The sequence below is a fragment of the Shewanella electrica genome (assembly GCF_022321485.1).
GTDB classification, from domain to species: Bacteria; Pseudomonadota; Gammaproteobacteria; order Enterobacterales; family Shewanellaceae; genus Shewanella; species Shewanella electrica.
The window spans coordinates 470,389-483,145 of the sequence record NZ_JAKOGG010000002.1 but is presented as its reverse complement, the minus strand read 5'-3'; the positions used below and the strand labels follow the sequence as shown (position 1 = coordinate 483,145).

The window sequence follows — 12,757 nt, the reverse complement described above, 5'->3', positions numbered from 1 at the left end:
CAAAGGAAGTTATCATGAGTGAAATGCAACTTGATCCGTTTTTTGGCGAATTTGGCGGAGCTTATGCCCCACAAATTTTGATGCCAGCGTTAAAGCAGCTTGAAGCCGCATTTATTGACGCCCGCCAAGATCCAGAATTCATCAAAGAATTTAGCGATCTGCTCAGCAACTACGCTGGCCGTCCAACACCGCTAACGCTGACCCGCAACTTGTCACCGAATCCTAAGGTAAAAATTTACCTCAAACGCGAAGACTTGCTACACGGTGGCGCCCACAAAACCAACCAAGTGATTGGTCAAGCGCTGCTAGCCCAGCGCATGGGTAAAAAAGAGATCATCGCTGAAACCGGCGCCGGTCAACACGGTGTGGCTACTGCACTGGTTTGTGCCCTACTCGGCTTGAAATGCCGCATCTACATGGGTGCCAAAGACGTTGAACGTCAAAGCCCGAACGTATTCCGTATGCGCTTGATGGGTGCCGAAGTTATTCCGGTCACCTCAGGTTCATCCACCCTGAAAGATGCCTGTAACGAAGCGATGCGCGACTGGTCAGGCAGCTACGAACGAGCGCACTACCTGCTCGGCACCGCCGCGGGACCACATCCATTCCCGACCATTGTGCGCGAATTCCAAAAGATGATTGGCGAAGAAGCCAAGCAGCAAGTACTGGAAAAAGAAGGCCGTTTGCCGGATGCGGTTATCGCTTGTGTCGGCGGCGGCTCTAACGCTATCGGGATGTTCGCCGACTTCATTAAAGAAGAAAGCGTCAAGCTCATCGGTGTTGAACCTGCGGGTAAAGGCATTGAAACCGGTCATCACGGCGCACCGCTGCGCCACGGTAAACTCGGTATTTACCTCGGCATGCGCGCACCATTGATGCAAGATCCAGATGGTCAAATCGAAGAGTCTTACTCCATTTCTGCCGGGTTGGATTTCCCATCGGTTGGGCCACAACACGCCTATTTGTACAGCATCGGCCGCGCCCAATATGAATCCGCCACCGATGATGAAGCCTTAGCCGCGTTTGAAAAACTGGCGCACTGCGAAGGCATTATTCCGGCGTTGGAATCATCACACGCCCTCGCCTACGCGTTAAAATACGCCGCCGAATGCACCGAAGAGACCATTTTGGTGGTTAATCTTTCTGGCCGCGGCGACAAAGATATTTTCACTGTGTCTGATATTTTGGAAAAGCGTCAACAGGAGGCCAAATGAGCCGTTATCAGCAGTGTTTTGCCCGTTTAGCTGAACAAAAACGGGGCGCATTTGTGCCGTTCGTGACCATTGGTGATCCTGATTTAGCGCAGTCACTAGCCATTATCGAAACTTTGATTGCCAACGGTGCCGATTGCTTAGAGCTGGGTTTTCCGTTCTCCGATCCTTTAGCTGATGGCCCAGTGATCCAAGGCGCTAACTTGCGCTCACTGCACGCGGGCACCACCCCAAGCAAATGCTTCGAAATTATTGAAACCATTCGCGCCAAATATCCAGATACCCCAATCGGCTTGCTGCTGTATGCCAACTTGGTGTTTGCTAACGGCATCGACAACTTCTATCAGCGCGCTAAAGCCGCGGGGGTCGATTCGGTGTTGATTGCTGATGTGCCAGTTGAAATGTCCGCACCATTTGTTGCCGCCGCTAAAGCCGCTGGCATTGCGCCGATTTTTATCGCGCCGCCAAATGCAGATCACGATACGCTGGAGCAAGTCGCCAAAGCGGCTGAAGGTTACACCTATCTGCTGTCTCGTGCGGGGGTTACAGGTGCCGACAACGCTGCCGGTATGCCAGTTGATGAAGTGCTGAAAACCTTACAAGCATTTGATGCACCACCGCCACTGCTCGGTTTTGGTATCGCTAAACCTGAACAAGTAACAGCGGCGATTGCCTCAGGCGCAGCCGGGGTCATTTCAGGCTCGGCAGTCGTGAAAATCATCGAAGCTAATTTGGATGATAACACCGCCATGCTGGAGCAACTGGCCAAGTTTGTTGCCGACATGAAAGCGGCTAGCTAACGCACACCGCTGATTGACCAAAACGCCACAGTATTTGCAACTGTGGCGTTTTTTATTGCCCAATCATATGCGCTATGCGTCAGATGATTCAACGGCAACTTGCCGCTGCTTTAACACTTGGAACAAGCGGCCGATGCCAATTAGGGCCAATCCCAAGCCCAAGAAGCTCACAACCCGCCATGCGCCATCTAAATGGCCGATATCCGAGAGGAATACTTTCAACGCGGCCACACCCAACAGCGCTAACCCCAGTTTTTGCAGCAGCGCATGCTGCTGACGAATGCCCGTAAAGGTTAATGCACAACCGGCCAAAATCAGCGTTACTGAATAAGTGAGCCATTCCGCCATAGTGGTACCAAGCTCAACATTCAGCGAGCCCGGTTGCCAGAATTGACGAATCGACAAAACCAGCCAAATCCCCACTAAGCTGCCACCTATGGCATAGCGTGCCGATTTCAGTTGTTGCTCATCCACGGTCGGTATATTTGGCAACCAATTACGCTGCGTCGCTATCAGTAACAACACTCCTGGGATTAACCAACCTAACGCCAGCGGATTAATTACCGGCCAGTCAGCACCTGTGACACTGTCGCTCCATAGCGGCATAAACTGCAGATTGATCAGCAGTACACAAAATACCGCCGCTAGTTGCAGCACCTGACGGTAACCGAGATAAAATTTCTGCATCGCGGCGTGCTGGCAACGTTGTTGGCGGTAGCCATACACCACACACAAGCCCAATGCTTCAATTAACCAGAAACTACTGCTGACCAGGTCAATATCGCTAAACACCAGATAACTACCGGTGACCAGATAATGGCTTTCAATAAACAGCAATAGCGCCGCAATATGGATTAGCGCGCCTTCTAGCCAATCGGCCAACAGCAGCTTGGCCCGCTGAGCGATGCGCATGGCAAATGCCAACACCAACAATGGTGGAATGCAGGTGACCAAAGCTAACGACCACAGCGGCCATGAACCGATGTGCCAATCAGGCATGAACGGCAGCAAGGTCAAGCGCAGCAGCAATAACGATACCAACGCTTTAGGCACTAACGCATGCATCACAGGTAGCTGTTTGGCCGTTTGCCACACAATCACTAACACTTGTAGAGCGAGCAGTAAGCCAAAGGTTGGACCATCAAACCACAGCACCGAGTTAACCAGCAGTAATGCATGAATTGCGGCAGAAAAATCTGCCCGCAGACGGCCAATTTTCACCGCAGCGACAAACAACATCGCCATAACAACCGCACTGAGCAGTGAGCTTAACCACCACTGTTGCAGTAGATGGTTATGGGTATACACCAACAAACTGGCAATCAATAATTGCGGCCCGGCAATTAGCCACCAGTAACTCACCTTGTTGTTATCGGCGCGATTGGCTAAATACGCTTGCGCCATAGTGAGTAGCCACCAAACGGCCATGATCCCCACCAATAAGGGTAGCGCAATATGATGGTGCACTAGCTGATATTGCGAGCTTGCCAACACAAAAGTGAACCACGCCGCCAACGCTGGCGCATGGTAACGATGGCGTTGCGGCATGAGCATGGGTTGCCATAGCAACAGCGCCAAGATCAGCAACACAATTCCCGTTGAGAAATTGCCACTAGGTAGCAGTTGCATGTTGCTACTGAGCAACAACATCATGCTTAACAACAACGGCGCAAAATAACTCTGGAAGCCACGACAAATAATGGTTGTGCCGCGCAATGTCCAGCCTTGTACTGGCACGGTACTCAACAAATAGGCACTTAGCGGATAGAAGATGATCATCCACCACTGAATATCCGTCCCAAAGACGGTGATCAGTGCCATCCACAGCATATGACCAGTAAATACGCCCCATAAAAGCCACGGCAATTGGCAGCGTTTGAGCACATATAAACCGACAGCCGACACAGCACTGACATAGCACGACAGCGTAAAGTAAGCACCTGAACCAGAAGACAACCACAATGGCGCAAGATAGCCACCAATCAAGCCCAACACCGCCATTAAACTGCCGTAGCGAATGCCGGCAAACAGTGATAAAAACGCAGTGGCCGCAATAAATAGCATCGCTACCGAGGTACTAAGCAGTTGGTAACTTACGGTAGCAAACACCAAAGAGGCATACACGCCCGTGGTCCCCGCCGCCACAATAGCCGCAGGAATGTAATCCTTGCCGAGCTTGCCCGTAACGGCTTGCCCATTATTGAATTTACGATGTAACCATTCGCCGACACCGACAATGGCCAGAGAAATGAACAGCGCAATGCCGATGCGAGTCGTCGGCGTGGTATTAACGCGATGTGCAATAAATTGCACCAGATAGCCCAAACCAAACACCAAGGCTAAACCGCCACACCATACCAACCAGTTATCTTTAAAATGTTGGATCAGGTTAAGTTGCCATTGTGGCGTAGTGTGCACATAAGCTGGCTGACGTGGTTGTGGCGCTGGTGAAGATGGCGGAGTTGGGGCAACTTTTACCGTCTCAGTATTTGCCGTGGCAGACATTGCCGCGGGTACATGAGCCGCAGTAGCTGCTGGTATTGGCCCGCTATCGCTTGGTATTTCTCGCTTAGACCAAGCGTCGTCTGCCGTTTTGGCGGCGGCACTGTCATGCGCAGTGGCATCTGAGGCAGCCACAGTCTCAGATTGAGATGCGACCGGCGCAGCGTCTTTTGCTGCGGCACTGAGTGCTTCTAACCGCTGATAAAGATATTTATTCTGCGCAGCGATTAAGTTAACTCTTTTAGCGAGTTGTTTGGCCTCGGAATAGGCCAAGATTGCCAGCACTGCCAACCCTAACACCAGCAGTATTAACAGCTCTTCCATAAACGTCCTTGTGATTGCAATGGCAAACGAAATTAGCGCGAGCATAACACTGCACTAACTTTTGACCAAATTACTCCAGCAAATCTGTGTTAACCGACTGGCTTACATCATCTTTTTGTAGCCAGTCGGTTAACAAAATTCGTTTAACTGACAGTTGGATATCGCTTACCGTATTTAGGCGGCAAAACGTTGTTGCAGATAGTGTTTAATGGCGTCCGATTCATACAGCCACTGAGTGGCGCCGTTTTCCGCCACAATTTTCAAACATGGCACTTGCACCTTGCCACCCTGCTGCTCCAATTCGCTACGCGCCTGCTGATCTTTAAGCACATTCGCCAGTTCAATAGGCAATGCCAGACGGTGGATCTCTTTTTTCACTTTGATGCAAAACGGACAGGTACTGTATTGATACAGAGTGAGTTCGCGGCATTGTTCATCCACTTTGGCCTGTTCACTGGCATCGCGTTGAATAGGCTTAGGTTTAGAAAGCTCCGCGTAAATCAGCATAAATGGCGTCAAAATTCGGCGTAACAATTTGAAAAACAGTCTAATTACAATACGCATGGGTTTCCCTTACAATCAAAAACTATATTAGCGTTCAATAAATTGCGCGTAGTTTACCAGTCTGGCTAGGTGGGTGGCGAGGGATTAGCACGTGGATAACATCGATTTGACGACATTCGTTTTGTCATATCAACGACGTAAATGTTGTCGCTATTGATCGCACTCGCCAACCCCGCTAAAAACCATCACATAGCAACACTCCACCTTACATTGACGCACCAATTAGCTAAGCGACTTCTAATTTATTGCTATATCGGGGTAACTGATAATCACTATTCGTTCTTTTTCAGTTTTTAGAGCGCTACCTACACTTTACTGGCGAGTGTCAATATTTTGTTCGCTCGCTACTGTTAACAGCATGGTGAGGTCAAATATGAGTAACCACATTCTTGGGTTGTTGCTGCATCCCGGACGGGAGTGGCATCAAATTAGCGCTGAACATGAGACAGTGTCACATCTCTATATGCACCACATTTTAGGCTTGGCTGCGATTCCGGTTGTCGCCTCCTTTATTGGTACCACCCAATTTGGTTGGACCTTTGGCGGTGATGAGTCGTACAAAGTATCGTTAATCAATGGTGTCGCACTTGGCATCGCCTTTTATGCATTAATGCTGGGTGCGGTATGGATTGTCGGCAGTTTAATCCATTGGTTAGCAAGACATTATCCAAGTCGCCCACCGCGTAGCGAATGCGTGGTGTTCGCCGGTTATACCGCCACGCCGATGTTTTTGAGCGGCATTGTGTCCATCTACCCCATTTTTTGGGTGTGTTTGCTGGCGCTCGGCGCGGGAGTTGGTTACACAGGTTATCTGCTGTACAAAGGAACACCAAGGTTCTTGGGTATTAGCCACGATAAGGGCTTCATTATCTCGGGGATGACCTTAGGTTGGGGAGTATTACTACTGGAAATCTTACTGGCCGTGGTGGTGATGCTGTGGAGCATGGGCTCCAACAACAGTGTGATGTGGACCTTTTTTAAATAGGGTATCAAAGTTGAAGATTAACTACTGGCCAAGGACGGCTGTGCTACTGTCAGCGTTCTACATCTTAATATCGCAGTGACTGGCACGTCCCTGTGCCAACATCTTAATCCCGGAAATTACAACTCAATCGTGGCGAACACTGGACGATGGTCTGGACGTTGGTTGTCATCAATACAGTATTCTGCTTCTGGGAACAGGATCGCTGAACTCGCCGACTGATAACTGCCATGAATAAAGACAAAATCTAAAATGCTGTTGTATTGCGGATCGCAATTAGACTTGAGCAAAGTGCTTGGCTTGACCCAGTGCCACTCGCCACTGTCCATAAACAGATTAAAGGCTTTGTTGCCTTTGCCTGCAGGCAGTTCATAGTCAAAGTTGTAGTCGCCGAGCGCAATCACAGTACCTGATTGCTTCTTCGCCCACGCCACCAATTTTTTGGCTTGTAGCTGACGTAGATCGGCTTGACCGCGCATCAAATGATTGCCAACAACTTTAAAAGTTTTGCCTGTCGCCTTCTCTTTCAACGTAGCAATAATCGCTGGACGCTCATATTTGTGCACGCCAAACACCAGCTCAGTGTTTTCAACTAAGCTAAAACGCTCGCTGTTATAAAAAATGCCCAAGGCATCGGTGGTTTCAACCGCATTTTTAGACACGATATATTTAAAGCCACCCATGGTTTTAGCTAGCGGTGCCGCCCATGAAATTGTCAGCTCGCTCAACATATAGATGTCAGCTTTGGGTGCCTGCTGAATATATTGGCTTACAGTTGGTTCTGTCGCACCGGGCAGATAACCACCTTCCACGTTATAGCCCATCACAGCAATAGGAGCTGCATTAACGGCACCGATAGCCGCCAAACACAGCGCAACACTCGCCAGTAGACGAGACAGTGAAATTAAACGCATAAGTTTTACCTGAATGAAAAAGTCGCGCTATCTTACTGAAAATATCTTTGAATTGTTACTGCTGAGACTAAGGCTGTTGACCTTTGTTGCATCCAGCCAAGGTCAACAGCCCTTAGGTTTTACCACCGCAATATCCAGTGATACTGGTTAACTGGCAAATACGCTAAAAGAAAGCAGCTGTTTCTGCAAAAACTCACGCGTTGGTTCATCAACCAACTGACCATCAACCACTTTACTGGCAACTTGGCCGATCATCGCTTCAGGCTTATTCATCACTTTGGCATCAAAAAACACTAAGATCTGGCGCAGATGATATTGCATGCGCGCCCCGCCAATTCCGCCGGGCGATGCTGAAGTAATCATCACCGGTTTACCTGCAAACGGCTGGGGCGATACCCGTGATAGCCAATCTAGGGCATTTTTCAATACCCCGGGCACCGAGTAGTTGTACTCAGGCGAGACAATAATGACACCATCGGCGGCGGCAATTGCCTTGGCCATCTCGGTCACAGCATCGGGAAAGCCCTGCTCTTCCTGTAGATCTTGGTTATATAGTGGAAAATCACCAATTGACCCGAGCTGTGTCACTTTACTATTGGCTGGGGCCAATTGTGCCAGCGAATTGGCAATAACGGCATTGAAAGAGGCTTTACGTAAGCTTCCAGTTAACACCACAAACTGTTGTTTGCTGTCACTCATAGCGTCACTCCTTGTCACAGATATTGTGTTGACTACCTTGGGCTAACTTTAGCAAAGTTGCAAGTTGCCTCGTTCACTCTAATTACGGTTACAAACTAATCGATATTACATCAATCACTTGCCATAAGGTCATAGATTATGGCGATGACTCGCCTCAATCTTCTCTCACCAGAGTTTATGCTGATAACTGATAACGACGTTTCATGCGCAATGCCACATTCACTAAGGCAATGAGCACCGGTACTTCCACTAACGGCCCAATCACTCCAGCAAAAGCTTGTGGCGAACTAAGACCAAACACGGCTACCGATACCGCAATCGCAAGCTCAAAGTTGTTACCGGTTGCAGTAAAGGCGATAGAGGCATTTTTGTCATAGGCAATGCCTAAGCGTTTACCAATGAAAAAGCTGGTAAAAAACATCAGCAGGAAATAGATCACTAACGGAACGGCCACCCGCAATACATCAAGCGGCAGTTCGATAATCATCTCCCCCTTCAAGCTAAACATCAGCACAATCGTCGCGAGCAGTGCTATCAGGGTAATCGGTGAGATGCGCGGCAAATACACTTGGGTGTACCAAGCCTCACCTTTGAGCTTGACCAACCATATTCGCCCCATAAACCCCGCCAGAAATGGCACACCGAGGTATAACGCTACCGTTTTGGCAATCGCTGCCATAGTGATATCTACTGGCGAACTTTGCAGGCCAAAGAATGGCGGCAGCACCGTGATGAACAACCAAGCCAGTACACTGTAGGTTAAAATTTGAAAGACGCTATTGAGCGCGACCAGCATGGCGCCGTACTCTTTATTGCCGCCACCGATATCGTTCCACACCAGTACCATGGCAATACAGCGGGCTAAGCCAATCAAAATCACGCCAACCATATAACCCGGTTGGTCGTGCAAGAAAATCAGCGCCAAGGCAAACATCAAAATCGGGCCGATAATCCAGTTCATCAGCAGCGATAAACCGATCGCCTGCTTATCGCGAGTGACGGCACCTAATAAGCGATAATTCACCTTGGCTAGCGGTGGATACATCATCAGAATCAATCCAATCGCCAATGGCACGTTAGTGGTTCCCACGGAAAGACTGTCTGTCCACGTCGCGGCTTGTGGAAATAACACACCAATCGTGATGCCCAACGCCATCGCAAGGAAAATCCATAATGTTAGATAGCGATCAATAAAACGCATCTTCGGTAATGCGGGAGTCTTATTTCCCAAAGTCATCGGGTTCATATCCACCTCCTAGGGGCAGCTTATCTTTGGAGTTTAATTTTTGTTCAAATCAAACGCCTTATGAACAAGGTGCAAACGTGTTTTATACGTGCTTGACGTTGAAATCCCGCATTCAGATACACGGCGCAATTAGCGCGGCCTTAAACTGCCATCACTTCCACATCCAGCATGTCGCAGAGACTTGTTCGTACTGCCCTCGCTGTTGCTAGCTCCGAGATACAGCGCCTATGGTCGATATAATCAGCCGCCGTTACGACCTCAAATTTTACGGCCAGAGCACATGTCCCTACCACGTTTTCTCCTGCATCAATACCTTAAAAACCATATGAATCGCACGAAAATTGTAAAAAATGGAGTATTTGCTCCACTTTTTATTCTTCAGCTATTCACACAAAAAATATTTTATATATGATGCACGCACGATGTGGAGTTTCATCAGTTAATGTCATCAACAATTAGCGTAATTATGTGGCATCACAAGAATATGAAGTGTTAACCACTGAATAACTGTGTGAGTTATTCGGTGGTGTTACCCCAAATAAATATGCGCGTTTTCCATCGCACCTTTTTTAGCGACACATTTGACGCAGCAGATAATAAATCCACTCAATACAAATTTAAAATCAATAAGTTAGTTTAAGTTTTATTTAACTCATTTAAAGCAGACTCATCGTTAATTAATAATAAGTTAAGTCGCTAGGAGCGATTACGCTATGCAAAATGTCGAGCTAAAACGAACGCTAATCCTATCCATCGCGTTTTTGGTGGCATTGTCAGTATCTATATCAAGTTACCTGCTGTTTTTACAGCAAGAGCAGTCGCTGACACATTCAATCTCAGCCCAAAGCAATAGCTACGTTGACGGGCAAGGAGAATTAATTGAAGCCACCATTAACCAAAGACTCGCTGGCATTAATAATTTTGCTGCTCATCTAAATAATTATGGTTTAACAAATTCGGCAGATGTGGCTGTCAATCAAGCAATGATTTTAGCTAACACCTTGAACACGCCGAGCGCGATGATCGGTTTTGATAATGGTGATGGCTATTGGAACCTACAAGATAGCCAGTTTCCCAATCACAAATACCAAGGCGATATTCGCACTCGACCATGGTACAAAGAAGCTAAACAAGCCAGCAGAGGGATCATTACCAAACCTTACCTCGGAACCGATGGCCAACGTTGGGTCACTATCGCCAGTAAGTTTAATGGCGGGGTAATTTCCAGTGATTTGACACTGAGCTTCTTAAATCAATTGCTTGATGCCAGCAGCATTTCAGCCAGCAGCGTCGCGCTGATTTTTGATGATGAGAATCAAGTGCTGGCATCTTCTTCTAGCGTCTTCAAAGCGGGAGATGATGTCACCAAGTTTGCGTGGTTTGCGCCAGCCATTGCCCAAGCCAAAAAGCACGAGAACACTTCATCAACTTATCTGCTAAATGGTGAAGAAAAGTTGCTGTTTAGCCACAAAATTAACCTTGGCGACCATCAGTGGTACTACGCGGTTGGCTTAAGCAAGGCAGAAGCCTTTGAAGCACTCACTACATCGCGCAATATTGCGTTAATGATTACTGTGCTCGCGTCAGTGATCAGCGTGATTATCGTGGTTAGCCTCATCCAATTTTTGTATCGCCCCATTGTTTTGCTACGCGATACTATTGTCGGGTTATCTAATGGTAATGGCGACTTAACGCAACGCTTGCCGGTCAATACACAAGACGATATTGGCAAAATATCTGCTGGCGTAAATGCCTTTATGGGCAATTTGCAACAGATGATGCGTGAGGTTCAAGACGTCACCAAAGAGCTGCACGGTAACGCCGTCAATCTAAAGCACAACAGCCAGCAAAATCACACGATTCTGCAAAAACACGTACAAGAAACCGAACAGGTGGCAACCGCCATTGAAGAGATGGACGCCACAGCAAATGCAATGGCAACCGATGCAGCCAATACCGCGAGTTTAACGGAGCGTGCCACGAGCGTGAGCCATGAATCCCGCCAAGTAATGGCCCGTTCTGAGAGCACAATTCAGGCGCTGATGGATGAAGTCGATATCGCGGCTGCCGACGTGCAGCAGATGAGCCAACAGACACAAAGCATCAGTAAAGTGCTGGGAATGATTGAAGATATCGCCGAACAAACTAACTTACTGGCACTCAACGCCGCTATTGAAGCCGCTCGCGCCGGAGAGTACGGCCGTGGCTTTTCAGTGGTCGCCGATGAAGTCCGCGCGCTCGCCAGCCGTACCAAAGAAAGCACCAGTGAGATAGAAACAGTCATCAAACAGCTAACCAGTGGCTGCAGCAAGGTAGAGCTGTCGATGGCGGAAACTAAACAGCGTTGCGCAAACACCGCTGAACAGTCTGAAGAAGTCGCCAATAGCTTGGCTAAACTGATTGATTATGTGAATGAAATTAATCAATTGAGCGAGCAAATTGCCACTGCAGCGGAAGAACAAAGCTGTGTGACCAAAGAAGTCAGCGCCAACATGAGTGCCATTAGCGATATGGTGGTTAAACTGGACGCCAGCGGCCAACAAACGCATAACGACACCATCAGCCTAGAGCAGATCAACAGTAAGCTAAACGCCATCGTCGGCCAATTTAAACTGTAATAATGCTCAACGACTCAGCACCTGCGACGAATATGGCAAGGTGCTGAGTTTCTTCCTCATATTATCAACGCTCGGTTGATAATATTTCCCCATCGATACCGTTAATTTTCGCCGCATTACCGCCTATGCTGGCGCAAAAACCACGTTATAGGAATTCACATGAGTAAAAAGGTCGCAATCTTACTGCATGGTGTGGGCAGTAATGGCGCAGATATGGCCCCACTTGCTAGCCACTGGCAACAGCAAGTCAAAGATGTATTGTGGTTAACTCCCAACGCCCCGTTTCATTCCGATATGGGTAATGGTTATCAATGGTTTAGTCTGCAAGGCATTACCAATGCTAATCGTCCTGAGCGCATTGCTGCGGCACGTAGCGCCTTTGATGCACAGCTAAATACCCTGTTTAGCCAATACGATATCGATCCACGACACGACCGAGTTGTACTGGTTGGCTTTTCACAAGGCGCCATGATGTCGCTAGATGCACTGGTCAGCGCCCGTTATCCGCTCACAGGCGTGGTCGCCTTCTCTGGCCGACTAGCATCACCGATGCCCTACCAGATCAAGCAAGCAGTTCCCGTGTTACTGGTGCACGGTTTAAGTGATCCGGTGGTACCTCATACAGAATCAGCTAGCGCCGCCACCGCATTAACAGCCCTAGGCCATAAGGTTTCCAGCCAATTTGAACCTGGGATCCCCCACACGATTTCGGCATCAGGTGTCACCGCTGCGGCAAGCTTCATTAAGCATTGTTTTGAATAGGATGGCAGATATTTACTGAACATTTTTACAGCCCAAAAGAGCGTGATGGAGGCAAAGCAGGTGCGGCAATCAGTCCCACCAACAGCAGCTAACGCTGGATAAATCACGTTCTTTGGCTGTCCCAACTGCGGCATC

General features: G+C 48.4%; 10 protein-coding genes. 5 read left to right on the top strand and 5 right to left on the bottom strand.

What is annotated here, in order from left to right:
* Positions 1 to 14 precede the first annotated feature (14 nt).
* Complete coding sequence (gene trpB / locus L9G74_RS04735) at positions 15 to 1,214, top strand: tryptophan synthase subunit beta (RefSeq protein WP_238895125.1); 1,200 nt, start codon at positions 15 to 17, stop codon at positions 1,212 to 1,214.
* The gene (gene trpA / locus L9G74_RS04730) at positions 1,211 to 2,011 is read left to right on the top strand and encodes a tryptophan synthase subunit alpha (RefSeq protein ID WP_238895124.1); all 801 of its coding nucleotides are present in this window, start codon (positions 1,211 to 1,213) and stop codon (positions 2,009 to 2,011) included. The genes trpB and trpA overlap by 4 nt, the downstream gene beginning before the upstream one ends.
* A 72-nt stretch (positions 2,012 to 2,083) precedes the next feature.
* On the opposite strand, the gene L9G74_RS04725 is transcribed toward trpA, so the two are convergent.
* Together L9G74_RS04725 and L9G74_RS04720 are read right to left on the bottom strand one after the other, a co-directional pair.
* A complete protein-coding gene (locus L9G74_RS04725; protein WP_238895123.1) occupies positions 2,084 to 4,837 on the bottom strand; it encodes a DUF2339 domain-containing protein in 2,754 nt (917 codons plus the stop codon).
* 174 nt (positions 4,838 to 5,011) lie between these two features.
* The gene (locus L9G74_RS04720; protein WP_238895122.1) at positions 5,012 to 5,401 is read right to left on the bottom strand and encodes a glutaredoxin domain-containing protein; all 390 of its coding nucleotides are present in this window, start codon (positions 5,399 to 5,401) and stop codon (positions 5,012 to 5,014) included.
* 373 nt (positions 5,402 to 5,774) lie between these two features.
* Between L9G74_RS04720 and L9G74_RS04715 the strand changes: the two genes are divergently transcribed.
* Positions 5,775 to 6,386, top strand: a complete 612-nt coding sequence (locus tag L9G74_RS04715; RefSeq protein ID WP_238895121.1) for a Yip1 family protein — start codon at positions 5,775 to 5,777, stop codon at positions 6,384 to 6,386.
* Positions 6,387 to 6,502: 116 nt separating this feature from the next.
* Here L9G74_RS04715 and L9G74_RS04710 read toward each other — a convergent pair whose 3' ends face one another.
* From L9G74_RS04710 to arsB, 3 genes are all read right to left on the bottom strand, one after another.
* Positions 6,503 to 7,297 (bottom strand): endonuclease/exonuclease/phosphatase family protein, encoded by a 795-nt coding sequence (locus L9G74_RS04710; RefSeq protein ID WP_238895120.1) that lies wholly within the window; start codon positions 7,295 to 7,297, stop codon positions 6,503 to 6,505.
* A 147-nt stretch (positions 7,298 to 7,444) separates the two neighbouring features.
* A complete protein-coding gene (locus L9G74_RS04705) occupies positions 7,445 to 7,996 on the bottom strand; it encodes an NADPH-dependent FMN reductase (RefSeq protein WP_238895119.1) in 552 nt (183 codons plus the stop codon).
* Between the two features lie 175 nt (positions 7,997 to 8,171).
* The gene (arsB, locus tag L9G74_RS04700) at positions 8,172 to 9,242 is read right to left on the bottom strand and encodes an ACR3 family arsenite efflux transporter (RefSeq protein ID WP_275297241.1); all 1,071 of its coding nucleotides are present in this window, start codon (positions 9,240 to 9,242) and stop codon (positions 8,172 to 8,174) included.
* A gap of 713 nt (positions 9,243 to 9,955) precedes the next feature.
* Between arsB and L9G74_RS04695 the strand changes: the two genes are divergently transcribed.
* A complete protein-coding gene (locus tag L9G74_RS04695) occupies positions 9,956 to 11,860 on the top strand; it encodes a methyl-accepting chemotaxis protein (protein ID WP_238895118.1) in 1,905 nt (634 codons plus the stop codon).
* Between the two features lie 159 nt (positions 11,861 to 12,019).
* Positions 12,020 to 12,622, top strand: coding sequence for an alpha/beta hydrolase (locus L9G74_RS04690; protein WP_238895117.1), 603 nt, complete (start codon positions 12,020 to 12,022; stop codon positions 12,620 to 12,622).
* The last annotated feature ends 135 nt before the right edge of the window (positions 12,623 to 12,757 follow it).

Coding starts and splice junctions, on each gene's coding strand:
- L9G74_RS04690 (WP_238895117.1), top strand. CDS start 12,020: ATGAGTAAAAAGGTCGCAATCTTACTGCATGGTGTGGGCAGTAATGGC.
- L9G74_RS04705 (WP_238895119.1), bottom strand. CDS start 7,996: ATGAGTGACAGCAAACAACAGTTTGTGGTGTTAACTGGAAGCTTACGT.
- L9G74_RS04725 (WP_238895123.1), bottom strand. CDS start 4,837: ATGGAAGAGCTGTTAATACTGCTGGTGTTAGGGTTGGCAGTGCTGGCA.
- arsB (WP_275297241.1), bottom strand. CDS start 9,242: ATGAACCCGATGACTTTGGGAAATAAGACTCCCGCATTACCGAAGATG.
- trpA (WP_238895124.1), top strand. CDS start 1,211: ATGAGCCGTTATCAGCAGTGTTTTGCCCGTTTAGCTGAACAAAAACGG.
- L9G74_RS04720 (WP_238895122.1), bottom strand. CDS start 5,401: ATGCGTATTGTAATTAGACTGTTTTTCAAATTGTTACGCCGAATTTTG.
- L9G74_RS04715 (WP_238895121.1), top strand. CDS start 5,775: ATGAGTAACCACATTCTTGGGTTGTTGCTGCATCCCGGACGGGAGTGG.
- L9G74_RS04695 (WP_238895118.1), top strand. CDS start 9,956: ATGCAAAATGTCGAGCTAAAACGAACGCTAATCCTATCCATCGCGTTT.
- L9G74_RS04710 (WP_238895120.1), bottom strand. CDS start 7,297: ATGCGTTTAATTTCACTGTCTCGTCTACTGGCGAGTGTTGCGCTGTGT.
- trpB (WP_238895125.1), top strand. CDS start 15: ATGAGTGAAATGCAACTTGATCCGTTTTTTGGCGAATTTGGCGGAGCT.